Consider the following 25,589-nt stretch of genomic DNA (forward strand, 5'->3'; position numbering starts at 1 on the left):
CGGGGGGCGGCGGGGTCGGCCCGCGGCGCCGCGGTCGCTACACTGCGCGGCGCCCGACCCCCGCCGATGGACGCTCCCCGCCGACCGCCGTCCCGCCTGCCGCCGGTGCCGCACGCCCTGCGCGGCACCGGGCGCATCGGCGTGTTCGAGCGCGACCTGCGCACCGGCGCGGGCCGCTGGGATGCAGGCATGTTCGCGCTGCACGGGCTCGACCCGGCGCAGGGCACGCCGTCGCTCGACGAGGCGCTGTCGTACGCGCACGAGGACGACGTCGAGCGGCTGCGCCAGTTCCACGCCCACGTGCGCGCCACGGGGCAGCCGCGCGCCGACATTCGTTTTCGCCTGCGCCGCCGCGACGGGGTCGTGCGCCACGTGCGCTCGTACGTCGACGTGCACTTCGACGACGACGGCACGCCGGTGCTGGTGCGCGGCGTGCTGATCGATGAGACCGAAACCGCCGCCGAGGCGCAGGCCGCGCGCGAACGCAGCGCCGAGCTCGAGCGTGCCGTCGACCTGGCCGACATCACGGTGTGGCGCATCGACCTGGCCACGATGCGGCTGCACTTCAGCACCTCGGGTGGCGCCGTGCGCGGTGCGGCGCCGCCGCCGGACGGTGTGCCGCTCGACGAGGTGCGCGCGACGATCCACCCCGACGACCGCGCCGCCGTTGCCGCGGCGTTCGAGCAGGCGGTCCGCGGCGACGCCCCGGTCGACGTGATCGCGCGTTACCGCCGCAGCGACGGCAGCTGGCGCACGCTGCTGACCCGGCGCGTGGCCGCCCGCGACGCCGCCGGGCGCGCGACGCAGCTGCACGGCGTGTCGATCGACCTGACCGAGCTGGTGGCCGAGCGCGAGAACGCGGCGCGGCTGGCCGAGCGGCTCGCACTGATCACCGATGCCGCCGGCATCGGGCTGTTCAGCCGCGACGTCGACACCGGCGAGATGTGGTGGAACGTGCCGAACCTCGAACTGCACGGCCTGCTGCACGACGACGCGGCGCCGTCGTGGGCCGAGTTCGTCGAGCGCTTCGTCCACCCCGACGACCGCCAGCGCGTGCTGGCCGAGGCGGCGCAGGCCGACCGCAGCGGCCGTCCGGTGCGGCACCACGACTACCGCGTGCGCACCGCCGACGGGCGCGAGCGCTGGATCTACAGCTGGGCCGGGCGCGAGGAGCGCGACGGCCGCCGCTACGCCTTCGGCGTCAACGTCGACGTGACCGACCGCCACGTCGCCGAGGCCGAGCGTCGCGAGCGCGAAAGGCTCGAGCAGGCCGGCCGCGCGCAGGCGGCGCTGCTGGCGCGCGTGAGCCACGAGCTGCGCACGCCGATGAACGCCGTGCTCGGCTTCGCCGACCTGCTGTCCGCCGACGCCGGCGGCGCGCTGTCGCCGGCGCAGGCCGAGCACGTCGCGCGCATCCGCCAGGCCGGGCGCCACCTGCTGTCGCTGATTGACGACCTGCTCGAACTCGCCGCCGTCGACGCCGCCGACCGCGTGCCGCAGTGGGAGGCGGTGTCGCTGGCGTCGGTGGCCGCGCAGGCGCTGCCGTGGGTCGCGACGCTGGCCGCGCAGCATGGCGTGCGCGTCGAGGCGCCGGCACGGCTGGGCGGCACGGTGCGCGCCGACGCGCGCTGGCTGCTGCAGGTCGCGAGCAACCTGCTGACCAACGCGGTCAAGTACAACCGCCGCGGCGGCTGGGTGCGGCTCGAGAGCCGCAAGCGCACGCGCGACGGCCAGCGCCAGTGCGCCATCGTCGTGCGCGACAGCGGCCGCGGCCTGAGCGCCGAGCAGCGCGCGCGGCTGTTCCAGCCGTTCGAGCGGCTCGGCGTCGAGCGCGAAGGCATTGCCGGCAACGGCATCGGGCTGGCGATCGCGCGCCGGCTCGTCGAGCGCATGGGCGGCTCGATCGAGGTCGACAGCACGCCCGGCGAGGGTTCCGAGTTCTGCGTCTGGCTGCCCGCGGCCGCCGCCGCGCCGAAGGCGTCGGCGTCGATGCCGCCGCCGGCGGTCGACACCGCACCCGGCGCGCTCGAGCCGCTGTCGGTGCTGTGCATCGAGGACAACGAGGTCAACCGCGCGCTGCTCGAGGGGCTGTTCGGCCTGCGGCCGCAGCTGCGGCTGCGCACCGCGGTCGACGGCGCCGACGGCCTCGCGCAGGCGTTCGCCGACCCGCCCGACGTCGTGCTGCTCGACATGCAGCTGCCCGACCTGCACGGCCACGAGGTGCTGCGGCGGCTGCGCGCCGACCCGCGCACCGTCGACTGCACCGTGATCGGGCTGTCGGCCAACGTGCTGCCCGACGACATCCGCGCCGCGCTCGACGCCGGCTGCGACGACTACTGGACCAAGCCGATCGACGTCACGCGCTTCCTCACCGGCATCGACGCGCTGATCCAGCGCCGCGCCGGTGGCGCCGACACGACGCTTTGATCAGGGCGCCAGGCGCTCGCGCACCCAGGTGTCGCCGTCGCGGCGGTAGCGCAGCCGGTCGTGCAGCCGGCTCTTGCGGCCCTGCCAGAACTCCCACGCGTCGGGCACCAGCCGGAAGCCGCCCCAGTGCGGCGGGCGCGGCGGGTGCAACGCGAAGCGCGCCGCGTACTGCGCCGCGTTGGCCACCAGCACCGCGCGCGACGCGATGACCTGGCTCTGCGGCGAGGCCCACGCACCGATGCGCGAATCGAGCGGGCGGCTGGCGAAGTAGGCGTCGGACTCCTCGGCGCTCGTCTTCTCGACGCGGCCCTCGATGCGCACGACCCGCTCGAGCTCGACCCAGTGGAATTGCAGCGCGGCATAGGGATTGACGGCGAGCTCGCGCCCCTTGCGGCTTTCGTAGTTCGTGTACCAGACGATGCCGCGCTCGTCGTAGCCCTTGATCAGCACGACGCGCGTCGAGGGCCGGCCGTCGGCGCCGACGGTGGCCAGCGTCATCGCGTTGGGCTCGGGCAGTTCGCCCTCGATGGCCTGCGTCAGCCAGAGGTGGAACTGGGCCAGCGGGTCGTGCAGCGCGCTCGACTCGTCGAGCTCGGCCTTCTCGTAGCTCTTGCGCAGTTCGGCGATGCGGGGGTTCATGCGAAGAGGATACCCGCCCGCGCGTGGCCATCCCCCCGACGGGGTACGCCGTTGCGCGTACGGAGTGGGCCTTAGGTACAGGTCCGGGTTCCGTCGGCAGCACATGACGGCGATCCTCGGTGCAGCAGGCGGGCGCCCACGCGCTGCCCGCCCGAAGCCCGCAACGCCATGTCGCCGTCCCGACCCTTCGTCGTCGTCCTCGCTGCCGGTGGCGGTGCGAGGGCCTTCGGGCTCGTGCCGGCGGTGCTGGCCACGACGATCGAGCACGCGCTCGCGAGCCTGCTGCCGGTGGTCGTCGTCACGACGCTGGCGCACGCGCCTCAGGTGCGCGCGAACCCTGCCGTGCACGACGTCGTCGTGCTGAGCGACGACGACGCCGCACGCGGGCTCGGCCGAACGATCGCTGCCGGCGTGGCCGCGTGCGCCGATGCGCGCGGCTGGGTGTTGCTGCCGGCCGAGATGCCGCTCGTGCAGCCGTCGACGATCGCCGCCGTCGCGCGCGCGCTCGACGAGCATCCGGTGGCCTACGCGCAGCACGCCGGCCGGCCCGGGCAACCGGTGGGCTTCGCCGCCGAGCTGTTCTCGGAGCTCGTCGTGCTCGACGGTGCCGCCGGTGCGCGCCGCCTCGTCGCACGTTACCCGTCGGTGGGCGTCGATGTCGACGACCCCGGCACGCTGCGCGAGGCCGGACCGGTCGATGCGATGTCGCTGCTGCACGCCGCCGCCGGCGGCACTGCGGCGACGAGCGCATCGCGTTAGCGGCGCGCCGCGTTCAGTCGAGCAGCCGGTGGCGGCGCGCGAGCGCCACCAGCCGCTCGATCTCGCGGTCGGCGATGCCGTGGTGGCGCAGCGCCTGCGCGGTGCGCACCAGGTAGTCGAGCGTCGTGCCGTAGCGCCCGCGCGCCTCGCGCAGGATCTCGACGATCGTGTCGTCGCCGAGCCGCCCGGTGTAGCTCGGGCTGCGCCGGCTGAGCGTGAACGCCAGCGCGCGTACCGGACCCTGCGGCGTGCGGCAGTCGAGCCAGCGCGGGTCGTACACGCCGGTGGGCATCTCGCGCGCCCACAGCCGCTCGAGTTCGTCGTGCGCGCGGTGGGCGTCGATGCGGTAGACCAGCCCGCGGCACGCGCCACCCGGCAGCAGCGCGAACACCAGCCCCGGGCGCTCGGGCGTGCCGCGGTTGATGCGCGAGACCATGCGCAGCGCGCGGTGATAGCCGTGCACGAAGGCCGGGCGCTGCTCGTCGGGCTCGAACTCCGGGCGCCAGATCAGCGACGCGTAGCCGAACACCCACAGGTCGCCACGCCCGCCCCACTGCGCGCGCACGTGGTGCAGCAGGTGCTGCGGGTCGCGATGGACGGTGGGCGGCTGGGGGATCATCGGAACCGGGACGCGTCTGGCAATGATCTCAGCGCGCGAGCCTGCGTTCCCGTGCACAGCGTTTGACGTTGTAACTCGGTTACATCAAAATCCCCAAACTGGTTACAGGCGGCCTCTGGCCGCCCTGCCGCGCCCCCGGAGAGCCCCCCGATGCGAGCCGCCGTTGCCGAGATCACCGAGCGCATCCGCACCCGCAGCGCGCCCACGCGGCGCGCGTACCTCGAGCGCGTCGAGCGGCTGATCGCCCGCCCGCGCGGCAGCGACCGCCTCGGCTGCGCGAACGTCGCGCACGCGTTCGCGGCGCTGCCCGCGGCCGACAAGCTGCGCGTCGTCGCCGAGCGCGCACCGCACCTGGCGGTGGTCACCGCATACAACGACATGCTGTCGGCCCACCAGCCGTACGAGAGCTTCCCGGCCGTGCTGCGCGACGAGGCGCGCCGCCAGGGTGCCACGCTGCAGGTCGCCGGCGGCGTGCCGGCGATGTGCGACGGCGTCACGCAGGGCACGCCGGGGATGGAGCTGAGCCTGTTCTCGCGCGACACGATCGCGATGGCCACCGCGGTCGCGCTGACGCACGACGTGTTCGACGGCGCGCTGCTGCTCGGCGTGTGCGACAAGATCGTGCCGGGGCTGCTGATCGGCGCGCTGCACTTCGGCCACCTGCCGTGCGTGTTCGTGCCGGCCGGGCCGATGAGCTCGGGGCTGTCGAACAGCGAGAAGGCCCGGGTGCGCGAGCTCGCCGCGCAGGGGCTCGTCGGCCGCGACCAGCTGCTCGAGGCCGAGTCGGCCGCCTACCACGGCCCGGGCACCTGCACCTTCTACGGCACCGCCAACAGCAACCAGATGCTGCTCGAGGCGATGGGGTTGCACGTGCCGGGCAGCGCGTTCGTGCACCCGCACGCCGCACTGCGCGAGGCGCTGACGCGCGAGGCGGTGCGCACACTGCTGGGCATCACGGCGCGCACGCCGCGCTTCGCGCCGATCGGGCGGCTCGTCGACGAGCGCTGCATCGTCAACGCGATGGTCGCGCTGCTGGCCACCGGCGGCTCGACGAACCATCTGATCCACTGGGTCGCGGTCGCGCGCGCCGCGGGCATCGTGATCGACTGGACCGACTTCGCCGACCTGTCGGCCGCCGTGCCGCTGCTGGCGCGCGTGTACCCCAACGGCAGCGCCGACGTGAACCAGTTCCAGGCCGCCGGCGGCCCCGGCTTCGTGCTGCGCGAGCTGCTCGACGCCGGCTGCCTGCACCCCGACGTGACGACGGTGGCCGAAGGCGGCCTCGCTGCCTACGGCCGCGTGCCCGCGCTCGACGGCGACGCGCTGCGCTGGCAGCCGCTGCCGGCGGCCAGTGGCGACGAGACCATCGTGCGGCCGGCCGCGCGGCCGTTCTCGCCCACCGGCGGGCTCAAGCTGCTCGTCGGCAACCTCGGCCGTGCGGTGATCAAGACCTCGGCCGTGCCCGACGACCGCCACGTCGTCGAGGCGCCGGCGCGCGTGTTCGCGTCGCAGGAGGCGATGCAGGCGGCGTTCAAGGCCGGCGAGCTCGAGCGCGACGTCGTCGTCGTCGTGCGCTTCCAGGGACCGGCGGCCAACGGCATGCCCGAGCTGCACAAGCTGATGCCGCCGCTGGCCGTGCTGCAGGGCAAGGGCTTTCGCGTCGCGCTCGTCACCGACGGGCGCATGAGCGGCGCGTCGGGCAAGGTGCCGGCGGCGATCCACGTGACGCCCGAGGCGCTGCACGGCGGGCCGCTCGCGAAGCTGCGCGACGGCGACCGCGTCCGCGTCGATGCGGTGGCCGGCACGCTGGAGGCCCTCGTCGATGCGGCCGAGTGGGCGGCGCGCACACCGGCCACGATCGACGCCGCGCAGGCCGACGACCACGCGCACGGCCTCGGGCGCGAGCTGTTCGCCGGCATGCGCCGGCTCGTCACCAGCGCCGAGCAGGGCGCCTGCACTTGGCTGCCCGCATGAGCACGCTGCCGATGGACCCGCTCGAGCTCGCCGGCCACGGCCCGGTGATTCCCGTGATCGTGCTGCAGCGCGTCGCCGACGCGGTGCCGCTGGCGCGCGCGCTCGTGGCCGGCGGCGTGCGCGTGCTCGAGGTGACGCTGCGCACGCCGGCGGCGCTGGCGTGCATCGAGGCGATCGCGCGCGAGGTGCCCGACGCGATCGTCGGCGCCGGCACGGTGCGCAGCGTCGGCGACGCGCGCGCGGCGCGCGATGCCGGCGCACGGTTTGCCGTCAGCCCCGGCTACACCGGCGAGGTCGGCGCCGCGTGCCGCGACGCGGGCCTGCCGCTGCTGCCCGGCGTGGCCACCGCGAGCGAGGTGATGCGCGCGCAGGCCGACGGCTTCTCGTTCCTGAAGTTCTTCCCGGCCACCGCGGCCGGCGGTGTGCCGCTGCTGAAGGCGCTGGCCGGCCCGTTTCCCGACGTCGCGTTCTGCCCGACCGGTGGCATCACGGCCGAGACGGCGCCGCAGTTCCTCGCGCTGCCCAACGTGCGGGTCGTCGGCGGCTCGTGGCTGACGCCCACCGACGCGGTCGACGCGGGCGACTGGGCGCGCATCACGGCACTCGCGCGCGCGGCGGCGGCGCTGCGCGGCTGACGCGCAGCGCGCTCAGCGCGCGCCGGCCATCGCCTCGCCCATGCGGATCGGGCGGCCCGGCGCCCACTGCGGGTTGAACGCCAGCGGCCCCGGCGGCAGCAGCACCACGACGGTCGAGCCGAGCAGGAAGCGGCCCATCTCGTCGCCCTGGCGCAGCCGCGGCGCGTCGTCGCCATAGGTCCAGCGCCGCACGGTGCGCGGGCGCGGCGGGTTGACGACGCCGTGCCAGACGGTGGCCATGCTGCCGACGACCGTCGCGCCGACCAGCACCATCACGAACGGCCCCGTCGCGCCGTCGAACACGCACACGACGCGCTCGTTGCGCGCGAACAGCCCCGGCAGCGCGCGTGCCGTCGTCGGGTTGACCGAATACAGCGACCCCGGCACGTGCGTCATCGCCCGCAGCCGGCCGTCGGCCGGCATGTGGATGCGGTGGTAGTCCTTCGGGCTCAGGTACAGCGTCGCGAAGTGGCCGCCGTGGAAGCGCCGTGCCAGCCCGGCGTCGCCGCCGAGCAGCGCGGTGGCGGTGTAGTCGTGGCCCTTGGCCTGCACGAGGCGCTCGCCGTCGAGCGCGCCGAACTGGCTGATCGCACCGTCGACCGGGCAGATCCACGCCGCGTCCGCCAGCGGCCGCACGCCCGGCTTGAGCGCGCGCGTGAAGAACGCGTTGAACGTGCGGTACGCCGCGGCGTCGGGCTGCGCCGCCTCGGTCAGGTCGACGCCGTAGCGACGCACGAACCAGCGGATCACGGCCGTCGTCGCCGCGCCGGCTTCGGCGTCGGCCAGGCGCCCCATCAGTCGCGTCAGCGCGAGCTTGGGCAGCAGGTGCTGGGCGAGAACGGCGAGGCGGTCGGACATCGCGGGCGGTCGGTGGGCTGTGCGCGGCGCGCAAGGCGGCCGCCGGCAAGGCCGCGCAGTGTATCGGCGCGCCGACGCACTGCACCGGTGCCGCCGCGCGCCGACAATGCCAGCCCATGAACCCTTCCCCGAGCGACCTCACGTTCGACCACCTCGTGATCGGCGCCGGCACTGCCGGCTGCCTGCTCGCCAACCGGCTGAGCGCCGACCCCGCCAAGCGCGTGCTGCTGCTCGAAGCCGGCGGCAAGGACGACTATCCCTGGATCCACATCCCGGTCGGCTACCTGTACTGCATCGGCAACCCGCGCACCGACTGGTGCTACCACACCGAGCCCGACGCCGGGCTCAACGGTCGCCGGCTGCGCTACCCGCGCGGGCGCACGCTGGGCGGCTGCTCGAGCATCAACGGCATGATCTACATGCGCGGCCAGCGCCGCGACTACGACGGCTGGGCCGCGCTGACGGGCGACGACGCGTGGACGTGGGCGAACTGCCTGCCCGACTTCGTCGCGCACGAAGACCACTGGCGGCTCGACGCCGGCGGCGACGGCGAGCACGACCCCGCATTCGCCGCGCTGCACGGCCACGGCCGCCGCGGCAGCACCGGCGAGTGGCGCGTCGACCGCCAGCGGCTGCGCTGGGACGTGCTCGACGCCTTCGCGCTCGCGGCGCAGCAGGCGGGCATCCCGCCCACGCGCGACTTCAACGGCGGCGACAACGAGGGCGTCGCCTATTTCGAGGTCAACCAGAAGGGGGGCTGGCGCTGGAACGCGGCGAAGGCCTTCCTGCGCCCGGTGCGGCACCGCACGAACCTCACCGTGTGGACCGGCGCGCGCGTGCCGCACCTGCTGCTCGAGCGCGACGCCGACGGCGCGCTGCGCTGCACCGGCGCGCGCGTCGTGCGCGACGGCCACGCGGTCGAGGTGCGGGCGCGCGGCGAGGTCATCCTCGCGGCCGGCAGCATCGGCTCGGTGCAGATCCTGCAGCTGTCGGGCATTGGGCCGGCGCCGCTGCTGCAGTCGCTGGGCATCGCGGTCGCGCACGATCTGCCCGGCGTCGGCGAGAACCTGCAGGACCACCTGCAGATCCGCGCGGTCTACAAGGTGCACGGCGCGCGCACGCTCAACACGCTGGCGCACTCGGGGTGGGGCAAGGCGCGCATGGCGCTCGAGTACGCGCTGTGGCGCACCGGCCCGCTGAGCATGTCGCCGAGCCAGCTCGGCGCCTTCACGCGCAGCGACGCGCAGCAGCCGTGGCCCAACATCGAGTACCACGTGCAGCCGCTGTCGCTCGACGCGTTCGGCGAGCCGCTGCACCGCTTCGATGCGATCACCGCGAGCGTGTGCAACCTGAACCCGACCAGCCGCGGCCACGTGCGCATCAAGACGCCGCGCTTCGAGGACGCGCCGGCGATCGCGCCGAACTACCTGAGCACCGACGCCGACCGGCGCGTGGCCGCCGACAGCCTGCGCGTGACGCGGCGCATCGTCGCGCAGCCGGCGATGCAGCGCTTCCGCCCCGAGGAGTTCAGGCCGGGGGTGCAGTACCAGAGCGACGACGAGCTCGCGCGGCTGGCCGGCGACATCGCGAGCACGATCTTCCACCCGGTGGGCACGACGCGCATGGGCCGCGCCGACGACCCGCTGGCCGTCGTCGACCCGCACCTGCGCGTGCGCGGCGTGCGCGCGCTGCGCGTCGTCGACGCCGGCGTGATGCCCACGATCACGAGCGGCAACACCAACAGCCCGACGCTGATGATCGCCGAGAAGGCCGCGCGCTGGATCGCCGCCGGCGTCTGACGGCCACCGCCGTCAGACCCACGCGGCGTGCACCGCGACGCGGCCGAGGTGCGTGGCGGCGTGCGCGGCCATCGCCGATTCGAGCGCGTGCCGCCACGCGAGTGCGCCATAGACGACGCCGGCGGTGGTGTTGAGCCCCAGCACGCGCAGCACGTCGGCCGCTGTCGGCGCCGCGACGAGCGCCGCCAGCGCCGGCAGGTGCGCGGCGGCGAACACGAGCGACGTCACGACGACGGCGACCGCGACGACGCTGCGGTCGACGCGCCGCGTGCCCGCAGCGCGCGGGCGCGGCAGCAGCCTCGCCAGCGCCAGCGTCAGCGCCGCCATCAGGCCCCAGCGCATCAGCACCTCTTCGGCCAGGCCGCCGTAGAGAAGCGCCACCGCCAGCGGCGTCCACGCCGATGGTGCCGTGCTGCTACCTGCGCGCGGCAGCGCGACCTCAACGACGCCGATGGCGGTCCCCAGCAGCAGCCCGATGGCGCCGCCTGCACCGAGCATCGCCGCGACGCGGCCACCGCCGCTGCCCTGCGTGCCGGCCAGCACGCTGCGCAGCCCGACGCGGTGCGCCCAGGCCGCACCGGCCAGCGCCGCCAGCGTCATGAGGGCCAGCGGTGGCAGCGCCAGCAGCGCGCGCAGTGCCAGCGGCGATGCGGCCACCGTCGGCGGCGCGGCGGCGACGACGGCCGGCGGCGGCGCCTGCAGCAGCAGCGAAGCGACGCCCGCGGCGCCGAGCAGCCACACCGCCGCAAAGCGTCGCCACGGGCGAGGCGCCCGAGCGGGCTGCGGTGTCGCGCAGCCGCGGGCACCCTGCGCCGGGTGCCATGGTGCGCCGCGGGTCAGTGGCATGGCGCCGGGCCGAGCTGCAGCCGCACGATCGCGGCGGCCAGGTGCGCGCGCACGCGCTGCGCCGCGCGCGCGAGTGCCGGCAGCGCCCGCGCCGCGACGGCGGTGGGCTCGGCGGGCAGGCATTGCAGCCGCGCGGCAGCCAGCGCCTCGACGACGACGCGGCCGCTGCCCAGCGCGACCTCGTCGCCGGCGTGCAGCACCGTGTCGGTCGCGTCGCGCTCGCGCGTGAGCCACAGGCGGCCGCACTGCACGCGCAGGCGTGCAGCGCAGTCGATCACCAGCAGCTGGCCGGCGGAGAGTTCGATCGTGTCCATCGCGTTCTCCATTCGTTGCGTGCATCGGTGAGTGACGCACGCAGGCATTGAACGACGAGGACACCCTAGACGACAAACGAAAAGAACGCAGTTGATGCATGCGCTTCGTGCATGTATCGTGCGGCGATGCCGACGCGATCCACTCCCCGCGCCCGACGCACGCGCCCGATCGCGCTCGCTTCGCTGCGCGGCTTCGAGGCCGCCGCGCGGCGGCTGTCGTTCACCGCCGCGGCCGAGGAACTGCACCTGACGCAGTCGTCGATCAGTCGCCAGGTCGCGGCGCTCGAGCGCCAGGTCGGCGCGGCGCTGTTCGTGCGCAAGACGCGCGCGCTCGAGCTCACGGCCGCCGGCGCCGCGCTGCAGCGCGCGGTGCAGCAGGCGCTCGCGTCGATCGACCAGTGCGTCGGCGAGATCCGCGGCGTCGGCCATGCGCGCCGCGTCACGCTGACGACCTACGCGTCGTTCGCGTCGCTGTGGCTGGTGCCGCGGCTGGCCGGGTTCCAGCGCGCGCACCCCGACATCGAGATCCGCCTCGACGCGTCGGACCGCGTCGTCGACCTGCGCGCCGAGGACGTCGACCTCGCGATCCGCTGGGTGCCGCACGAGCGCACGCCGCCGGGTGCGACGCTGCTCGTCGACGACGTCGTCGCCCCCGCGCTCAGCCCGCGCCTGCTCGAGCAGGCCGCGGTGCACGCGCCGGCCGACCTCGCGCGCTGGCCGCTGCTCGACCTCGACGACAGCGTCGCCGGCGCGCGACGGCTGAACTGGGCGTCGTGGTTCGCGTTCGCCGGCGCCGGCGTCGTCGCGCCGCGCGCGGGGCGGCTCGTGTTCTCGTTCGTCGACCAGGCGGTGCAGGCCGCGATCCGCGGCCAAGGCGTCGCGCTGGTGCGCTCGCCGTTCCTGCAGGACTGCGTGGCCAGCGGCGACCTCGTGATGCCGCTGCCGCAGCTGCGCATGCCTGCGGGCTTTCGCCACGTGCTGGTCGTCAACCCGGCGACGGCGCGGCGCGCGCACGTCGAGGCCTTCGTCGCGTGGCTGCACGCGCAGTTCCAGCAGGCGCCAAGGCTGGCCGACTGACGCCGCCGGGACGCCGCGCGGGCGTTGCCTATCATCCGGCCATGGTGCGCCTCGACTCGAACGCCGACGCCCGCGACGCATGGACGTCGCTGCCGCGTCTGGCGCCGTGGCGGGCCGTCGCGGGCTGGCTCGCCGGCTGGTGGCGCGTGATTCACCTCGGTGCGGTGCTGCTCGTGCTCGCGCTGTCGCCGTCGAGCTACGCGGCGCGCCAGCGGCCGCAGATGGCGCGCCAGCTCGTGCTCGGCACGGCGCCGACGCTGGCGGGGTTCACGCTGCTGTCGGCGTTCCTGAGCGTCGTGCTGATCCGCATCGTGATCGTCACGGCACAAAGCTACGGCCTGTCGCAGTACGCGCTCGAGATGGTCGTGCGCGTGCTCGTGCTCGAACTGATTCCGCTGGCCGGTGCGCTGTTCGTCGCGCTGCGCTACAGCCTGCCGGCCGGCGCCGAGCTGGTGGGGCTGCGCCGGCGCCTGGGCCTGGACACGGCCGCGATGCGCTCGCGCGCGATGCTCGCGGGCGAGCTGCTGCCGCGCGTGGCGGCCGGCGTGTTCGCGGTGCTGATGCTGGCGGGCGTCAGCTGCGTCGTCGCGCTCGTGATCGCGTACGTGTCGATCCACGGCCTGACGCCGTGGGCGCTGGCGGGCTACACGCGCACGGTGGGCCACATCTTCAACCCGCCCGTGGTGCTGATCTTCAGCCTGAAGACGCTCGCCTTCAGCGTGACGGTCGCGCTGATCCCGATCGCCTCGGCGGTGTACGACGCGCCGCCGGGCGCCTCGCGCACGCGCGTCGAGCTGCGCGCGCTCGTGCGCATGTTCGTGCTGCTGCTGCTCGTCGAGATCGCTTCGCTGATGGGCAACTACTACTGACGACGCGATGCTGCCCGCGCCCGACAGCCCTGCGCCGCCGACGCCGGCGCGCGATGCGCGGCTCGAGCTCAAGGCCACGCTGCTGCTGGTCGCGCTCGCGCTGCTGCTGGCCGCCTCGGTGACGTACCTGCTGTACGCGCGCGGCGCGTTCGAGCGCACGCAGGAGCTGGTGCTCGTCGCCGACGACTCCGAGGGCGTCAGCGTCGGCATGGACATGACGTTCTCGGGCTTCGCGATCGGGCGCGTGCGCCGCATCGCGCTGGCCGACGACGGCAGCGTGCGCATCGTCGTCGACGTGCCGGTGCGCGACGCGAAGTGGCTGCGCGAGTCGAGCGTGTTCGTGCTGGTGCGCAACCTCGTCGGCGGCACCAGCCTGCGCGCCTACAGCGGCGTGCTGAGCGACCCGCCGCTGCCGCCGGGCGCCGAGCGGCGCGTGCTGGTCGGCGACGCCACCGCCGAGATCCCGCAGCTCGTGCGCGATGCGCGCGACCTGATCGCCAACCTGAGGGCGCTGACGGCGGCCGACGCGCCGCTGGCCGGCACGCTGGCGCAGGCGCAGCGCTTCGCCGAGCGGCTCAACGGCCCCGGCGGTGCACTCGGGGCCGTGGTCGGCGACGAGCAGCAGGCGAAGCGGCTCGTGAGCCGCCTCGAGGGCGCCGTCGCGCGCACCGACGCGCTGATCGCGCGCATCGACGGCGTCGTCGCGCGCGCCGACGCGCGCGTGCTCGGCGACGGCGGCGTGCTCGCCGACGTGCAGGCCGGCGTCGTCGAGCTGCGCGCGCTGCTCGCCGACGCGCGCACGAGCGTCGAGAAGGTCAACGCCGTGCTCGACGAGACGAAGGGCATCGCCGGCAACGTGCGCGCGGCCACCGTCGACCTCGACGCGCTGCGCGCCGAGGTCGAGGCGACGCTGCGCCGCATCGACCACCTGATCGGCGAGGTCAACCGCCGCTGGCCGTTCGCGCGCGACACCGAGGTGAAGCTGCCATGACGGGCCGTGCGGTGTCGGCGTTCGTGATGGCCGCGGCGCTGGCCGGCTGTGCCGGCACGCCGCCGCCCGACTGGGCCGCCGACGCGAAGGGCGCGCTCGACCGCGCGGTGGCCGCAGCGCTCGAGGGCCATGCGCGCGTCGAGGCGGTCGAGTTCGAGCGCGCACGCACGCAGATCGCGCGCACCGGCCGGCCAGAGCTGCTCGCACGCGTCGAGCTGATGCGCTGCGCGGCGCACGCCGCGCGGCTGGACCTCGGCGTGTGCACGGGTTTCGAGGCACTGCGCGCCGACGCGACCGCAGCCGACCGCGCGTATGCCGACTATCTCGCCGGCCGCCTCGAGCGGGCCGACGCCGCGCGGCTGCCCGAGCACCACCGCCGCGCCGCAGCAGGCGACGCGAAGGCGCCGGCCGCCACCGACGACCCGCTGGGACGGCTGGTGGCCGCCGCCGTGCTGCTGCAGTCGGGACGCGCGACGCCCGAGGTCGTCGCGCAGGCCGTCGACGCCGCGTCGGCGCAGGGCTGGCGGCGCGCGCTGCTCGCGTGGCTGCACGTGCAGCGCAGGCAGGCCGAGCGCGCCGGCGACGCGGCCGAGGCGGCGCGCATCCAGCGCCGCATCGACGTCGCCGGCGGCACGCGCTGAGGGCTGCGCCGCCGGTGCTCAGCGCGACATCCAGCGTGCGAGGTCGGCGCCCTGCGGCGCATCGTCGTGCGCGAGCCCGTCGGCGACGCCGCGCCGGTCGGCGGCGTCGCGGTTCTGGCTCAGCTTGAACTTGCCCTCGAGCCGCGTCACCGCGATCTCGATGCCGACGATCGCGCGCAGCATCTGCGCGACGTAGTCGGGCGGCGCGTCGGACACGGCCCACGGCTGCGCGCGCGCCGCCTCGTGCGTGTCGGTCAGCCGCGTGACGAGCGCGTGCAGCCACGCCGCGTCGTCGACGGCGCGCAGCGGCCCGTGCGCGTGGACGACGGCGTAGTTCCACGTTGGCACGACCTTGTGCGTGGCGGCCTTGCTCGCGTACCACGACGGCGTCACGTAGGCCTGCGGGCCGTGGAAGATGGCGAGCACGTCGCGACTGTCCGCGGTGCGCCACAGCGGGTTGGCGCGCGCGACGTGGCCGCGCAGCCACCCGTGCGGCGCTTCGGGCGACGGGGCCGGGTCGTACAGCAGCGGGATCGGGTCGGCGTCGAGCGCGCCGTCGTGCCGGTGCACCAGCGTGGCCAGCGGGTGCGCGCGCATCAGCGCGGCCAGCGCCGCGGGCTCGTCGGTGGCGAAGTGCGCGGGCCGGTACATGTCAGGGGTCCACGTCGAGCATGTGGCACACGTCGCCAATAAGCCTCGCGCCTTCAAGCGACCGCCGCGGATCCGGCTCGGCCGGTCCGCTGGCGGTGCCCCCTCCCCGGGAGGGGGCGCGCGAAGCGCGTAGGCGGAGGTTCACGCGTCGCGCTGGATCAGCTCGATCTTGTAGCCGTCGGGGTCGGTGATGAACGCGATCACCGTCGTGCCGCCCTTGACCGGCCCCGGCTCGCGCGTGATCGCGCCGCCGTACTGCGCGGCCTTCTCGCGCAGCGCGGCGCAGGTCGCGTAGACGTCGTCGACGCCGATCGCGATGTGCCCGTAGGCGGTGCCCATCTCGTAGCGGTCGACGCCGTAGTTGTAGGTCAGTTCGATCTCGGCCTGCTCGGGGTTCGCGGCGTAGCCGACGAACGCGAGGTCGTAGTTCTGGTCGGGCCGGCGCGTCGTGCGCAGCAGCTTCATGCCCAGCACCTGGGTGTAGAAGTCGATCGAACGCTGCAGGTTGCCGACGCGCAGCATCGTGTGGAGCAGTCTCATCGTCGTGGGGCTTCGCAAAGCTTCGGGGTGGATGAAGGTGCGAGCGTAACGCGTCGGTGCCTGCTGCACCGACCGCACGGCGGCGAGCCACTGCGTTGCGCGCGCCGCATGCGGGCGCTGCACGATGGCCAGCAGCCGACTGTGCCGCTGCCGTGCCTCGCGGCCTGTTCGCCGCTGCCGACGGGCCAAACGCGGCGTTCGCTTTGGGGCCGGTTCCGACAGCGACACCGACTTGCTGGTGGTCTTGACGACCTGCCGCATGATCTGTGCGTGCCGGGACCGCTGTCCGCGCGCGCGACGCCACGCCCGAAGGCGAGCCGTCCGGCTGGCATGAGGCACCGGCTGACAGCACCGTCTCCGTCACGTCGACCCCTTCGTCGCTGTGCTCGAGTGCGAGGGGCCGGTGCCGTGAGCGCATCCAGGGCCGGACTGCACCCAGTCGGCCCGCCGCGCGGTGGGCCTGCGCTTTTTCGTCGAAGGCCAGGCGTGTGGCTTCAGGTACTGCCGCGCACGACGATCGAGTAACCCACGTCCACGCAAGGCTTCGCGACCGGCTCGCCGCGCATCAGTGCCAGTAGCATGCCCGCTGCCGCGGCGCCGATCTCGCGCCGCGGCGTGTGCACCGTCGTCAGCGGCGGCCACATCTGGTCACTGCCGGGCAGGTCGTTGAAGCCGGCCACGGCGACCTTGTGCGGCACCTTGACCCCCAGCCGCAGCGCGGCCAGCAGCCCGCCCTGCGCGAGGTCGTCATTGCAGAAGAACACACCGTCGGTGTCGGGCTGCTGTGCCATCAGCTGTTCGAACAGCTGTGCGCCGAGCGCGATCGACGAACACTGCGGGTTCAGCAGTTCGCGCCGCGCGTCGTACAGGCCGGCGGCGCGCAGCGCCTGGCGATAGCCCTCGGCACGTTGCATCACGCGCGGGTCGAGTTGTGCGGCGACGAAGGCGATGCGCTGCCGTCGCCGCGCCAGCAGGTGTTCAGTGATCGCGCGTCCGGCGGCGGTCTGCGAGAAGCCGACGCTGTACACGCCCGCCGCGTCGGTGGTCTCCATCAGGTGCACGCAGGGCACGCCGCTGGCGGCGATCAGGCGGCGGCTTGCCTCGCTGCGGTCGAAGCCGGTCACCAGCAGTCCGGCCGGTCGGTGCGCCATGTAGCTGCGCAGCAGCTGCTCCTCCTCGTCGCGGTCGTAGTGCGTGATGCCGATCAGGGTCTGGAAGCCGGCCGGCATCAGCGTGGCCTGCACCGCTTCGAGCAGATCGACGAAGAGGGTGTTCGACAGCAGCGGCACCAGCACGATGACGTGCGAGCTGCGCGCCGAGGCGAGCGCCCGGGCCGCCGGGTCGGGCACGTATCCGAGGCGTTGGGCGGCGTCGCGCACGCGGCGCGCGAGGCTGGGATCGACGCTGCGCTGGCCGCGCAGCGCGCGCGATGCGGTGATGCGGCTGACGCCGGCTTCGCGCGCGACGTCGTCGAGCGTCACGCGACCCGTGGCGCGGGGGCGGGGACGGTGGTCATCGGATCGGCTGGGCAAGGGTAAACACGGAGTCTCGGCGTTGGCGCGGAGGTCTAGGATAGCGCTATCCAACGACCTCGCGCAAGTTCGCGTCCACCCGTCGAAGGACGGGAATGCAGAGATTTCGCGACGGCAGGAGCGGACCGAGTCCGCTCCTTTTTCGGGTCGCGTGAGATAGCGCTATCCAATCGTGAATCGACCTTACGCACAACTCCGATGGATTCGGTGATCGTCATGGGCGTGGCCGGTTGCGGCAAGTCGAGTCTCGGCCGTGCCCTGGCCGCGTCGCTCGGCCGGCCGCTCATCGAGGGCGACGACTTCCACCCGCCGGCCAACGTCGCCAAGATGCGCGCCGGCGTCGCGCTCACCGACGCCGACCGCGCCGGCTGGCTCGACGCGCTGGCCGATGCGCTGCGCGCGCATCCCGGCGGTGCGGTGCTGACCTGCTCGGCGCTCAAGCGCAGCTATCGCGACCGCCTGCGCGCCGCCGCGCCCGGCGTGCGCTTCGTGCACCTGACGCTCGACCGCGACGAAGCGCTGCGCCGCGTCACCGCGCGCGCGGCCGAGCACCTGTTTCCGCCCGCGCTCGTCGACAGCCAGTTCGAGGCCCTCGAGCCGCCGCTGCACGAAAGCGCCGTGCTGACGCTCGACGCCACCCGGCCGCTGGTCGAGCTGACGGCGCATGCCGTGCGCTGGCTCGGCGCGCTGGCGGCGGCCACTGTTGCGGGAGCGCCGCGATGAGCGCGTCGCCACCCCGCGCGCCGCTGGTCGTGCGCATCGGCGAGACGGTGATGGGCCTCACGCTGGCGGTGATGGCTGCCGCGGTGTTCATCAACGTCGTGCTGCGCTACGGCTTCGGCAGCGGCATCGCGGCGAGCGAGGAACTGTCGCGCCTGCTCTTCGTCTGGGTGGTCTTCATCGGCGCGACGCTGGCTTATCCGTACGGGCAGCACATGGCGTTCACCGGGCTGCTGCGGTTGTGGCGCCACGCCGCCGGCGGGCGCGTGCTGGCGGTGCTGACGCGGGTTGTTCACGCCCTCGTGCTGCTGGGCTGCGTGCTGGTCGGGTGGGGGGCATGGCAGCAGGTCGTCGTCGGCCTTTCCAGCCGCAGCGTCGTGCTCGGCTACCCGACCGCGCTGCTGCCGCTGCCGGCTCTCTTCGCCGCCGTCGCGATCGGCGTGATGGCGCTCGTCAACCTCTGGCGCGGACGGACGATCGACCTTGGCGCCGACGCGCCGCCGCGCGCCGCGCCCGGCGCAGGGACACCGCGATGAGCGAAGGCTGGGTCGCACTCGTCTTCGTCGGTTCGATGATCGGCCTGATGGGGCTGGGCGTGCCGATGGCCTTCGCGCTGCTGCTGACCGGCGCGGCGATGGCATGGGCGCTCGACTTCTGGGACACCCAGCTGCTCGCGCAGAACCTGGTGGCCGGCGTCGACAGCTTCCCGCTGCTGGCGGTGCCGTTCTTCATCCTCGCCGGCGAGCTGATGAACGCCGGCGGCATCAGCCGCCGCATCATCGCGATGGCGCAGGCCTGGGTCGGCCACGTGCGCGGCGGGCTCGGCTTCGTGACGATCGGCGCCGCGATCCTGATGGCCAGCATGAGCGGCTCGGCGCTCGCCGACACCGCGGCGCTGGCGACGATCCTGCTGCCGATGATGCGCCAGCACGGCTACCCGATGCACACCTCGGCCGGGCTGATGGCCTCGGGCGGCATCATCGCGCCGATCATTCCGCCGTCGATGCCGTTCGTGATCTACGGCGTGACGACCAACACCTCGATCTCGCAGCTGTTCCTGGCCGGCATCGTGCCGGGACTGATCATGGGCATCGGCCTCGTGATCGCGTGGAAGCTGGTGCTGCGCGACCTGCGGGTGCAGCAGGATCCGAAGCTGCCGCTGGGCGAGCGGCTGCGCGCCACCGCGAAGGCGTTCTGGGCGCTGCTGATGCCAGTGATCATCATCGGCGGCATGAAGACCGGCGTCTTCACCCCTACCGAAGCGGCGGTGGTGGCTGCGTTCTATGCGCTCGTGATCGCGTTGTTCGTCCACCGCGAGCTGACGCTGGCGCAGTTGCACGGTGTGCTCGTGCGCGCCGCGCGCACGACGGCGATCGTGATGTTCCTGTGCGCCGGCGCCGCGGTGGCGAGCTACATGGTCACGCTGGCGGACCTGCCGAACACGCTGGCGGGCCTGCTCGGCCCGCTGGTCGACCACCCGCGCCTGCTGATGGCGGTGATGATGCTCACGCTGCTGGTCATCGGCACTGCACTGGACCTCACGCCGAGCATCCTGATCCTGGCGCCGGTGATGCTGCCGATCGCCGTCAAGGCTGGCATCGACCCGGTGTACTTCGGGCTGATGTTCGTTCTCAACGGTGCCATCGGCCTGATCACACCGCCGGTGGGCACCGTGCTCAACGTCGTGGCCGGCGTCGGACGGCTGCGGTTCGACGAGGTCGTGCGCGGCGTCGCGCCGTTCCTGCTCACCTACCTCGTGATCCTTTCGCTGTTCGTCGCCTTCCCGCAGATCGTCACCGCGCCGCTGGCGTGGATGCGCTGATCGACTTCCCCACCCCTTCGCTCCCAAGGAGACTTCCCGATGTTGCGTCGCACCCTCGTGGCCGCCATCGCCGCGGCTGCCATTCCCTTCGCCGTGCCACTGGCCGCCCACGCGCAGGACATCAAGCCGCGCATCATCCGCTTCGGCTACGGCCTGAACGAGCAGAGCAACCAGGGCCGAGCGGTGAAGGTCTTCGCCGAGCACGTCGAGAAGGCCAGCGGCGGCAAGATGCGCGTGCGCGCGATCGGCGCAGCCGCGCTCGGTCCCGACACCCAGATGCAGCAGGCGCTGATCGGCGGCGCGCAGGAGATGATGGTCGGCTCGACCGCCACGCTGGTCGGCATCACGAAGGAAATGGCGCTGTGGGACACGCCGTTCCTGTTCAACAACGTGCAGGAGGCCGACGCGATCCTCGACGGCCCGATCGGCCAGAAGGTGCTCGACCGTCTGCAGGACAAGGGGCTGGTCGGCCTCGTGTACTGGGAGAACGGCTTCCGCAACCTGACCAACAACCGGCGCGCCGTCAACCGTCTCGAGGACATGGAAGGCATCAAGCTGCGCGTGATGCAGAACCCGGTCTACCTCGACAGCTTCAAGTCGCTCGGTGCCAATGCGATCCCGCTGCCGTTCTCGGAGCTGTTCAGTGCGCTCGAGACGAAGGCCGTCGACGGCCAGGAGAACCCGTTCAACACGATCCTGAGCAGCAAGTTTTTCGAGGTCCAGAAATACCTGACGGTGACCAACCACGTCTACAGCCCGTGGGTCGTGCTCGCGAGCAAGAAGTGGTGGGACGGACTGAGCAAGGACGAGCAGAAGATCCTGCTCGACGCTGCGAAGGCGAGCCGCGACTTCGAGCGCAAGGACACGCGCGACGAGGCTGCCAAGGCGCTCGCCGAGCTGAAGGCCAAGGGCATGGAGGTCAACGAGCTGCCCGCCGCCGAGGCGGCGCGCATGCGCGAGCGGCTGGCCCGGATCAACGCCGGCATCGCCGCCAACGTCGGCCAGGCGCTGTGGGACGAGACCCAAGCCGAGCTGGCAAGGCTGCGCAGGAAGTGAGGCCGCGCGCGTCGCGCCGATCGTTCACGACCGGACGCGATGGTGGCACCGGCGCGCGAGCACGCGGCGGTGCTCGCGCCGGTGACGCCGCAATCGCACGGCACGGGCCGGACATCCACGCTTTGCTGCACGCCTGCGACCTGGACGACGTGCCGTGCGCGACCCACGTCGCCAGCGCCCGAGTGCCGTGGCGATATCTTCAGAGCGGGCTGCGGCAGCGGCCGCTGCCGCAGACGCATCGTCGGCGCTCCGCACGTCCCGGGGCCGCTGGCACCGGTCAAGGTGCGCCGACTCCCGCCAGCACCGCGACGCCGATCGCCGCGAACACCACGGCCGCGATGCGGTGCACCCACTGCACCGGCATGAACTTCACGGCTTTGTCGCCCAGCAGCACCGCGGGTACGTTGGCGATCATCATGCCCAGCGTCGTACCGACAGTGACGGCGACGAGGTCATCAAAGCGCGCGGCGAGCATCACGGTGGCGACCTGCGTCTTGTCGCCCATCTCGGCGAGGAAGAACGCGACGACCGTCAGCCCAAACACGCCGAGACGCCCGCTGCTTCGGCCTTCGACCTCGTCGGCCTCGTCGGGGATCAGCATCCACACCGCGACCGCAAGGAACGACAGTCCGAGCCCCCAGCGCATCCACTGCGGGTCGATCGTGCGCGCGAGCCACGCGCCCAGCGCCGCCGCGGCCGCGTGATTGAGCAGCGTGGACACGAGGATGCCGGCGATGATGGGCAGCGGCTTGCGGTAGCGCGCGGCCAGCAGCAGCGCGAGCAGCTGCGTCTTGTCGCCGACCTCGCCGAGCGCGACGACGCCGGTGGAGACGAAGAAGGCTTCGAGCAAGGAGGCGGACGCAGGCGGGCCGGGGAGCGCGGCGCGGCTCAGGCCGGCGGCATCGTGTAGTTCAGCGTCATGCGCCCGCCGTCGACGAGCACCGTCTCGCCGGTGACGTAGCTCGCCGCATCGCTGAGCAGGAACGCGACGACGTCGGCCACCTCGCGCGGCTCGCCCAGGCGCCGCATCGGCGTGCGGCTCATGATGCGCGCCTTGGCCTCGTCGCTGGTCAGCACGGCGTTCTTCGCCAGCTCGGTGGCGATCGTGCCCGGCGCGACGCCGTTGACGCGGATGCCGTGGTCGACGAGCGCGAGCGCCATCGCGCGCGTGAGCTGGTCGATGCCACCCTTGCTCGCGTTGTAGCTGGCGATCGTCGGGATCGCCAGCCGCCCGTTGACCGAGCTCATCTGCACGATCGCGCCGCCGCGGCCTTGGGCGACCATCTGGCGCGCGACCGCCTGCCCGACGAGGAACGCGCCCTTCAGGTTGACGCCGATCACCGCGTCCCAGTCGGCCTCGGTGATCTCGAGGAACGGCGCCGCGCGGAAGATGCCGGCGTTGCTGACGAGCCCGTCGACGCGCCCGAACGCGGCCAGCGTCGCGGCCAGCGCCGCGTCGACGTCGGCCTTGCGCGCGACGTCGCAGTGCACGTAGTGCGTGCGTGCGCCTTGCTGGCTCAGCGACTGCGCGAGTGCGCGGCCGGCGTCGTCGGCGACGTCCCACAGCGCGACGGCGGCGCCGTCGTCGACGAGCCGACGCACGCAGGCTTCGCCGATGCCCTGTGCGGCGCCGGTGACGACGACGACGCGGCCGTCGAGCCCGAAGCGGATCGCCGTCATGCACGCTCCTTGCGGCGGTCGCGGTCGAGCCACGCGGCCATGCCCTGCGCGTTGAGTTCGATGTCCATCGCCAGCAGCGCCTCGATGTCGGCCGCGGACCGCGTGCAGCCGTGGTCGTGCAGGCTGTTGACGTACAGCGCCGCGAGCGCGGCCTTCAGCCGCGCGTGGCGGTCGTCGGCGTCGCGCAGCCGCTGCCCGATCGCGACCATCTCGCGCAGCAGGCCGAGCTCGAGCGCGCCCAGCCGCTGCACGTCGTCCACGCGCCCATAGTGCGTCAGGTACATGCACGCCGGCGCGCGGGCGAGCAGGCGGCCGATCGAGTGTTCGAGCGCGTCGGGCTCGAACTGCACCGGCGTCGACGTCGGCACGATCCACGCGCGGCCGTCGACGTCGAACTCGCGGTAGCTCAGCCCGAACGTGTCGCCGGTGAACCAGCCGCGGCTGGCCTCGTCCCAGAGGCAGTGGTGGTGGCGCGCGTGGCCCGGCGTGTCGATGAACGCGAGCGCCCGGCCGGCCAGCTCGACCGTCATGCCGTCGTCGGTCGTGCGCACGCGCTCGGCCGGCACCGGCACGACCTCGCCGTAGGAACGCGCCATCTCGTCGGCGCCGTAGACGGCGGTCGCGCCGGCCCACAGCGCGCTCGGGTCGATCATGTGCCGCGCGCCGCGCGGGTGCACGAGCATCGTCGCGCGCGGCAGCTCGCGCATCAGCGAGCCGGCGCCGCCGGCGTGGTCCAGGTGCACGTGCGTCGGGATTACGTAGTCGACCGCGTCGCGCGCGATGCCCAGCGCGTCGAGCGCGCCGAGCAGCCGCGGCAGCGCGAAATGCGTGCCGGTGTCGACGAACGCGGCGCGCCCGCGCTCGACGATCAGGTACGCGGCGTCGAAGCGCGCGCGGTGGAAGCCGGTGTCGATCGCGTGGATGCCGTGGCCCAGCGGCTCGATCCAGGCGGGAAGGGTGGCCGTCATGTGCGGCATTCTAGGCAGCGGCCCGTCGGGCGCCCGCGCGTTCAGCGCAGCGCGTCGACGAACTGCTCGTGCCCGACGATGCCGATCTTCGCGACGCCCACGCGCTGCGCGCTCGCGAGCACGGCGGCGACGTGCTCGTAGGCCACGTCCTTGCTCGGGCGCACGTGGACCTCGGGTGGGTCGGGGTCGGCGGCCACGCGCGCGAGCCGCGCCTCGAGCTCAGCGCGGCCGGCGAGCACCTCGCCGCTCCAGCCGAGCGTGCCGTCGGCCTCGATGTCGATGCGCACCGGCGCGCGCGGCTCGGCCGGCGGCTGCGCCGCGGGCACCGGCATCGCCATCTTCACCGCGTGCGTCTGGATCGGGACCGTGATGATCAGCATGATCAGCAGCACCAGCATCACGTCGATCAGCGGCGTGGTGTTGATGTCGACCATCGGCTCGTCGTCGTCGCGCTGGGGTCCGAGCGGGATCGCCATCGTCGGGCCCTCCCGTCAGCGCGCCGCGGCCCGCGCCGGCGGCTCGGTCAGGAAGCCCACCTTGCGGATGCCCGCGCGCTGGCACGCGAGCACGAGGCGGCCGACCGCCTCGTAGCGCGCCTGCGCGTCGCCGCGGATATGCACCTCGGGCTGCGGGGTCTTCACGGCCTCGGCCTTCAGCCGCTCGACCAGCGTCGCGACGTCGGGCACGTGCTCGGTGCCCCAGAACATCGCGCCGTCGCGGTTGACGGCGAGCACGATCGTCGGCGGCGGGCTCTGTGCCGGCGTCGTGCGTTCCTTCGGCAGCTCGAGCGGGATCGACGCGGTGACGACGGGGATCGTGATCAGGAAGATGATCAGCAGCACGAGCATCACGTCAACCAGCGGCGTCGTGTTGATCGTCGTGTTCAGCGCGTCGTCGTCGCCGTCGGTGCCGGGCAGCGGGATGGCCATCGCGGTGCGTCCGTGCGGGGTTCAGGGCCTGGCCGCGAGCAGCACCTGCTGCAGGTCGGCGCCGAAGGCGCGCACCTTCTCCATCGCGACCTTGTTGCGCCGCACGAGCGCGTTGTAGCCGATGACGGCCGGCACCGCGACGGCCAGCCCGATCGCGGTCATGATCAGCGCCTCGCCGACCGGCCCGGCGACCTTGTCGATCGACGCCTGGCCCGACACGCCGATCGCCACCAGCGCGTGGTAGATGCCCCACACGGTGCCGAACAGGCCGACGAAGGGCGCTGTCGAGCCGACGGTGGCCAGCAGCGCCAGCCCGTTCTGCAGCCGCAGCTGCACCGCGTCGACGGCGCGCTGCACGCTCGTCGCGATCCACGTCGGCCGGTCGACGTTCGCCACCAGCGTGCCGGCCTGCGCCTCGCTGGCCTTCAGGCCCTGCTCGGCGACGAAGCGCAGCGCGCTGTCGCCGGGCAGTGCGCGCGCCGCGTCGGCCAGCGTCGGCGCGCGCCAGAACGACTGCTGCGCCGCCGCGGCATGCGCCATCAGCCGGCGCTGCTCGACGAGCTTGACGACGATGACCCACCAGCTGCCCACCGACATCGCGAGCAGCACGAGCAGCGTCGCCTTCGCGACCCAGTCGCCCTGCGCCCACAGCGCCTGCAGGCCGTAGGGGTTGTCGACGACGACGGTGTCGGGCAGCGGCGGCGGGGGCAGCGGCGCGGTGGCGGGGGCGGGCGCCGTCTGCGCGCGTGCGGCGGGCGGCCACGCGGCGATCGACATGGTCAGCGCCAGCAGCAGCGCAGCCAGGGTGGCGCGCACGGTCTTCGACAGGGGCATGCTCTCTCCAGGGGTTCCAGTCACGGTCACTTCGATGTCACGAACAGGGACAGGGGGTCACTCCAGCCGCCACGCGTACTCGACGACCGACGTCGCGCCGACCGGTCGGCCGTCCTCGTCGACGCCGGGCTCGAAGCGGCACGCGCTCAGCGCGTCGACGGCGGTGCGGTCGAGCAGCCGGTGCTCGCGCGAGGTGCCCGACGCGCGCTCGATCTCGGCCTTGACGACGGCACCGCTGGCGTCGATCGTGAAGCGGATGCGCGTGACGCCTTCGACGTTGGCGCGGCGTGCGGCGGCCGGGTAGTCGGGCCGCGCGCAGCTGGCGAAGTCGATGCGCGCGGGCCGCGCCGCCGGCTTGGCCGGCGCGGCCGCGGCGGGCGGCGGCGCCGGTGGCGCCGGTGGCGGCAGC

At 73.7% G+C, this 25,589-nt stretch carries 28 protein-coding genes; 13 read left to right on the forward strand and 15 right to left on the reverse strand.

Features of this window, described 5'->3' with window-relative positions; genetic code table 11:
- Positions 1–66: 66 nt before the first annotated feature.
- Positions 67–2,427 carry a PAS domain-containing hybrid sensor histidine kinase/response regulator gene (locus MOJ79_RS08100; RefSeq protein ID WP_241923696.1) on the forward strand — a complete coding sequence of 787 codons (2,361 nt, stop codon included), beginning with the start codon at positions 67–69 and terminating at the stop codon, positions 2,425–2,427.
- On the opposite strand, the gene pdxH is transcribed toward MOJ79_RS08100, so the two are convergent.
- Complete coding sequence (gene pdxH, locus MOJ79_RS08105; RefSeq protein WP_241923697.1) at positions 2,428–3,066, reverse strand: pyridoxamine 5'-phosphate oxidase; 639 nt, start codon at positions 3,064–3,066, stop codon at positions 2,428–2,430.
- A 168-nt stretch (positions 3,067–3,234) separates the two neighbouring features.
- On the opposite strand from pdxH, the gene MOJ79_RS08110 reads away from it, so the two are divergent.
- On the forward strand, positions 3,235–3,825 hold the full coding sequence (locus MOJ79_RS08110; RefSeq protein ID WP_241923698.1) for a nucleotidyltransferase family protein: 591 nt from the start codon (positions 3,235–3,237) through the stop codon (positions 3,823–3,825).
- Positions 3,826–3,838: 13 nt separating this feature from the next.
- Here MOJ79_RS08110 and MOJ79_RS08115 read toward each other — a convergent pair whose 3' ends face one another.
- Complete coding sequence (locus MOJ79_RS08115; RefSeq protein ID WP_241923699.1) at positions 3,839–4,444, reverse strand: gamma-glutamylcyclotransferase; 606 nt, start codon at positions 4,442–4,444, stop codon at positions 3,839–3,841.
- Positions 4,445–4,594: 150 nt separating this feature from the next.
- On the opposite strand from MOJ79_RS08115, the gene edd reads away from it, so the two are divergent.
- Positions 4,595–6,418: a phosphogluconate dehydratase gene (gene edd / locus MOJ79_RS08120; protein ID WP_241923700.1), complete on the forward strand. Its 1,824-nt coding sequence runs from the start codon at positions 4,595–4,597 to the stop codon at positions 6,416–6,418.
- Positions 6,415–7,053: a bifunctional 4-hydroxy-2-oxoglutarate aldolase/2-dehydro-3-deoxy-phosphogluconate aldolase gene (eda, locus tag MOJ79_RS08125; protein WP_241923701.1), complete on the forward strand. Its 639-nt coding sequence runs from the start codon at positions 6,415–6,417 to the stop codon at positions 7,051–7,053. The genes edd and eda overlap by 4 nt, the downstream gene beginning before the upstream one ends.
- 12 nt (positions 7,054–7,065) lie before the next feature.
- Here the strand turns inward: eda and asd are convergent, their stop codons facing one another.
- A complete protein-coding gene (gene asd, locus MOJ79_RS08130; protein ID WP_241923702.1) occupies positions 7,066–7,911 on the reverse strand; it encodes an archaetidylserine decarboxylase in 846 nt (281 codons plus the stop codon).
- 116 nt (positions 7,912–8,027) lie between these two features.
- On the opposite strand from asd, the gene MOJ79_RS08135 reads away from it, so the two are divergent.
- A complete protein-coding gene (locus MOJ79_RS08135; RefSeq protein WP_241923703.1) occupies positions 8,028–9,710 on the forward strand; it encodes a GMC family oxidoreductase in 1,683 nt (560 codons plus the stop codon).
- Positions 9,711–9,722: 12 nt separating this feature from the next.
- Here the strand turns inward: MOJ79_RS08135 and MOJ79_RS08140 are convergent, their stop codons facing one another.
- Together MOJ79_RS08140 and MOJ79_RS08145 are read right to left on the reverse strand one after the other, a co-directional pair.
- Complete coding sequence (locus MOJ79_RS08140) at positions 9,723–10,451, reverse strand: CPBP family glutamic-type intramembrane protease (RefSeq protein ID WP_241923704.1); 729 nt, start codon at positions 10,449–10,451, stop codon at positions 9,723–9,725.
- Between the two features lie 95 nt (positions 10,452–10,546).
- Positions 10,547–10,870 (reverse strand): DUF2917 domain-containing protein, encoded by a 324-nt coding sequence (locus tag MOJ79_RS08145; RefSeq protein ID WP_241923705.1) that lies wholly within the window; start codon positions 10,868–10,870, stop codon positions 10,547–10,549.
- 126 nt (positions 10,871–10,996) lie between these two features.
- Between MOJ79_RS08145 and MOJ79_RS08150 the strand changes: the two genes are divergently transcribed.
- From MOJ79_RS08150 to MOJ79_RS08165, 4 genes are read left to right on the forward strand one after another with little or no spacing between them, the layout of a single operon-like run.
- Positions 10,997–11,947, forward strand: a complete 951-nt coding sequence (locus tag MOJ79_RS08150) for a LysR substrate-binding domain-containing protein (RefSeq protein ID WP_241923706.1) — start codon at positions 10,997–10,999, stop codon at positions 11,945–11,947.
- 41 nt (positions 11,948–11,988) lie between these two features.
- Entirely contained in the window at positions 11,989–12,816 is an 828-nt protein-coding gene (locus MOJ79_RS08155; protein WP_241923707.1) for an MlaE family ABC transporter permease, read from the forward strand.
- Between the two features lie 7 nt (positions 12,817–12,823).
- On the forward strand, positions 12,824–13,807 hold the full coding sequence (locus MOJ79_RS08160; RefSeq protein WP_241923708.1) for an MlaD family protein: 984 nt from the start codon (positions 12,824–12,826) through the stop codon (positions 13,805–13,807).
- On the forward strand, positions 13,804–14,448 hold the full coding sequence (locus tag MOJ79_RS08165) for a hypothetical protein (protein ID WP_241923709.1): 645 nt from the start codon (positions 13,804–13,806) through the stop codon (positions 14,446–14,448). Before MOJ79_RS08160 ends, MOJ79_RS08165 begins: the two co-directional genes overlap by 4 nt.
- Positions 14,449–14,466: 18 nt before the next feature.
- On the opposite strand, the gene MOJ79_RS08170 is transcribed toward MOJ79_RS08165, so the two are convergent.
- The 3 genes from MOJ79_RS08170 to MOJ79_RS08180 form a co-directional block, all read right to left on the reverse strand.
- Positions 14,467–15,099 carry an FMN-binding negative transcriptional regulator gene (locus MOJ79_RS08170; protein ID WP_241923710.1) on the reverse strand — a complete coding sequence of 211 codons (633 nt, stop codon included), beginning with the start codon at positions 15,097–15,099 and terminating at the stop codon, positions 14,467–14,469.
- A 141-nt stretch (positions 15,100–15,240) separates the two neighbouring features.
- Positions 15,241–15,639, reverse strand: coding sequence for a lactoylglutathione lyase (gloA, locus tag MOJ79_RS08175; RefSeq protein WP_119354889.1), 399 nt, complete (start codon positions 15,637–15,639; stop codon positions 15,241–15,243).
- Between the two features lie 494 nt (positions 15,640–16,133).
- Positions 16,134–17,171 carry a substrate-binding domain-containing protein gene (locus MOJ79_RS08180; protein ID WP_241923711.1) on the reverse strand — a complete coding sequence of 346 codons (1,038 nt, stop codon included), beginning with the start codon at positions 17,169–17,171 and terminating at the stop codon, positions 16,134–16,136.
- A 198-nt stretch (positions 17,172–17,369) separates the two neighbouring features.
- Here MOJ79_RS08180 and MOJ79_RS08185 point away from each other — a divergent pair, with 198 nt between their 5' ends.
- The 4 genes from MOJ79_RS08185 to MOJ79_RS08200 are packed head-to-tail and all read left to right on the forward strand — an operon-like array spanning position 17,370 to position 20,769.
- Entirely contained in the window at positions 17,370–17,894 is a 525-nt protein-coding gene (locus tag MOJ79_RS08185) for a gluconokinase (protein WP_241923712.1), read from the forward strand.
- Positions 17,891–18,427, forward strand: a complete 537-nt coding sequence (locus tag MOJ79_RS08190) for a TRAP transporter small permease subunit (protein ID WP_241923713.1) — start codon at positions 17,891–17,893, stop codon at positions 18,425–18,427. The genes MOJ79_RS08185 and MOJ79_RS08190 overlap by 4 nt, the downstream gene beginning before the upstream one ends.
- A complete protein-coding gene (locus MOJ79_RS08195) occupies positions 18,424–19,713 on the forward strand; it encodes a TRAP transporter large permease (protein ID WP_241923714.1) in 1,290 nt (429 codons plus the stop codon). The genes MOJ79_RS08190 and MOJ79_RS08195 overlap by 4 nt, the downstream gene beginning before the upstream one ends.
- 39 nt (positions 19,714–19,752) lie before the next feature.
- The gene (locus MOJ79_RS08200) at positions 19,753–20,769 is read left to right on the forward strand and encodes a TRAP transporter substrate-binding protein (RefSeq protein WP_241923715.1); all 1,017 of its coding nucleotides are present in this window, start codon (positions 19,753–19,755) and stop codon (positions 20,767–20,769) included.
- Between the two features lie 277 nt (positions 20,770–21,046).
- Here MOJ79_RS08200 and MOJ79_RS08205 read toward each other — a convergent pair whose 3' ends face one another.
- From MOJ79_RS08205 to MOJ79_RS08235, 7 genes are all read right to left on the reverse strand, one after another.
- On the reverse strand, positions 21,047–21,619 hold the full coding sequence (locus MOJ79_RS08205; protein WP_241923716.1) for a TMEM165/GDT1 family protein: 573 nt from the start codon (positions 21,617–21,619) through the stop codon (positions 21,047–21,049).
- 38 nt (positions 21,620–21,657) lie between these two features.
- Positions 21,658–22,449: an SDR family NAD(P)-dependent oxidoreductase gene (locus tag MOJ79_RS08210; RefSeq protein WP_241923717.1), complete on the reverse strand. Its 792-nt coding sequence runs from the start codon at positions 22,447–22,449 to the stop codon at positions 21,658–21,660.
- Positions 22,446–23,417, reverse strand: a complete 972-nt coding sequence (locus MOJ79_RS08215) for an MBL fold metallo-hydrolase (protein ID WP_241923718.1) — start codon at positions 23,415–23,417, stop codon at positions 22,446–22,448. Before MOJ79_RS08215 ends, MOJ79_RS08210 begins: the two co-directional genes overlap by 4 nt.
- A 41-nt stretch (positions 23,418–23,458) precedes the next feature.
- Positions 23,459–23,893 (reverse strand): ExbD/TolR family protein, encoded by a 435-nt coding sequence (locus MOJ79_RS08220; protein WP_241923719.1) that lies wholly within the window; start codon positions 23,891–23,893, stop codon positions 23,459–23,461.
- 15 nt (positions 23,894–23,908) lie between these two features.
- Positions 23,909–24,346 carry an ExbD/TolR family protein gene (locus tag MOJ79_RS08225; RefSeq protein WP_119354879.1) on the reverse strand — a complete coding sequence of 146 codons (438 nt, stop codon included), beginning with the start codon at positions 24,344–24,346 and terminating at the stop codon, positions 23,909–23,911.
- Between the two features lie 21 nt (positions 24,347–24,367).
- The gene (locus MOJ79_RS08230; RefSeq protein ID WP_241923720.1) at positions 24,368–25,180 is read right to left on the reverse strand and encodes a MotA/TolQ/ExbB proton channel family protein; all 813 of its coding nucleotides are present in this window, start codon (positions 25,178–25,180) and stop codon (positions 24,368–24,370) included.
- 57 nt (positions 25,181–25,237) lie between these two features.
- On the reverse strand, positions 25,238–25,589 hold a 352-nt coding region (locus MOJ79_RS08235; protein ID WP_241923721.1), incomplete at its 5' end, for an energy transducer TonB.

The sequence above is a fragment of the Calidifontimicrobium sp. SYSU G02091 genome (assembly GCF_022631395.1).
Taxonomy (GTDB): domain Bacteria; phylum Pseudomonadota; class Gammaproteobacteria; order Burkholderiales; family Burkholderiaceae_C; genus Calidifontimicrobium; species Calidifontimicrobium sediminis.

Excerpts from the sequence above, each read along its gene's own strand:
- MOJ79_RS08100 (WP_241923696.1), top strand. The coding sequence starts at position 67 with ATGGACGCTCCCCGCCGACCGCCGTCCCGCCTGCCGCCGGTGCCGCAC.
- pdxH (WP_241923697.1), bottom strand. The coding sequence starts at position 3,066 with ATGAACCCCCGCATCGCCGAACTGCGCAAGAGCTACGAGAAGGCCGAG.
- MOJ79_RS08110 (WP_241923698.1), top strand. The coding sequence starts at position 3,235 with ATGTCGCCGTCCCGACCCTTCGTCGTCGTCCTCGCTGCCGGTGGCGGT.
- MOJ79_RS08115 (WP_241923699.1), bottom strand. The coding sequence starts at position 4,444 with ATGATCCCCCAGCCGCCCACCGTCCATCGCGACCCGCAGCACCTGCTG.
- edd (WP_241923700.1), top strand. The coding sequence starts at position 4,595 with ATGCGAGCCGCCGTTGCCGAGATCACCGAGCGCATCCGCACCCGCAGC.
- eda (WP_241923701.1), top strand. The coding sequence starts at position 6,415 with ATGAGCACGCTGCCGATGGACCCGCTCGAGCTCGCCGGCCACGGCCCG.
- asd (WP_241923702.1), bottom strand. The coding sequence starts at position 7,911 with ATGTCCGACCGCCTCGCCGTTCTCGCCCAGCACCTGCTGCCCAAGCTC.
- MOJ79_RS08135 (WP_241923703.1), top strand. The coding sequence starts at position 8,028 with ATGAACCCTTCCCCGAGCGACCTCACGTTCGACCACCTCGTGATCGGC.
- MOJ79_RS08145 (WP_241923705.1), bottom strand. The coding sequence starts at position 10,870 with ATGGACACGATCGAACTCTCCGCCGGCCAGCTGCTGGTGATCGACTGC.
- MOJ79_RS08150 (WP_241923706.1), top strand. The coding sequence starts at position 10,997 with ATGCCGACGCGATCCACTCCCCGCGCCCGACGCACGCGCCCGATCGCG.
- MOJ79_RS08155 (WP_241923707.1), top strand. The coding sequence starts at position 11,989 with ATGGTGCGCCTCGACTCGAACGCCGACGCCCGCGACGCATGGACGTCG.
- MOJ79_RS08160 (WP_241923708.1), top strand. The coding sequence starts at position 12,824 with ATGCTGCCCGCGCCCGACAGCCCTGCGCCGCCGACGCCGGCGCGCGAT.
- MOJ79_RS08165 (WP_241923709.1), top strand. The coding sequence starts at position 13,804 with ATGACGGGCCGTGCGGTGTCGGCGTTCGTGATGGCCGCGGCGCTGGCC.
- MOJ79_RS08170 (WP_241923710.1), bottom strand. The coding sequence starts at position 15,099 with ATGTACCGGCCCGCGCACTTCGCCACCGACGAGCCCGCGGCGCTGGCC.
- gloA (WP_119354889.1), bottom strand. The coding sequence starts at position 15,639 with ATGAGACTGCTCCACACGATGCTGCGCGTCGGCAACCTGCAGCGTTCG.
- MOJ79_RS08185 (WP_241923712.1), top strand. The coding sequence starts at position 17,370 with ATGGATTCGGTGATCGTCATGGGCGTGGCCGGTTGCGGCAAGTCGAGT.
- MOJ79_RS08190 (WP_241923713.1), top strand. The coding sequence starts at position 17,891 with ATGAGCGCGTCGCCACCCCGCGCGCCGCTGGTCGTGCGCATCGGCGAG.
- MOJ79_RS08195 (WP_241923714.1), top strand. The coding sequence starts at position 18,424 with ATGAGCGAAGGCTGGGTCGCACTCGTCTTCGTCGGTTCGATGATCGGC.
- MOJ79_RS08200 (WP_241923715.1), top strand. The coding sequence starts at position 19,753 with ATGTTGCGTCGCACCCTCGTGGCCGCCATCGCCGCGGCTGCCATTCCC.
- MOJ79_RS08210 (WP_241923717.1), bottom strand. The coding sequence starts at position 22,449 with ATGACGGCGATCCGCTTCGGGCTCGACGGCCGCGTCGTCGTCGTCACC.
- MOJ79_RS08215 (WP_241923718.1), bottom strand. The coding sequence starts at position 23,417 with ATGACGGCCACCCTTCCCGCCTGGATCGAGCCGCTGGGCCACGGCATC.
- MOJ79_RS08220 (WP_241923719.1), bottom strand. The coding sequence starts at position 23,893 with ATGGCGATCCCGCTCGGACCCCAGCGCGACGACGACGAGCCGATGGTC.
- MOJ79_RS08225 (WP_119354879.1), bottom strand. The coding sequence starts at position 24,346 with ATGGCCATCCCGCTGCCCGGCACCGACGGCGACGACGACGCGCTGAAC.
- MOJ79_RS08230 (WP_241923720.1), bottom strand. The coding sequence starts at position 25,180 with ATGCCCCTGTCGAAGACCGTGCGCGCCACCCTGGCTGCGCTGCTGCTG.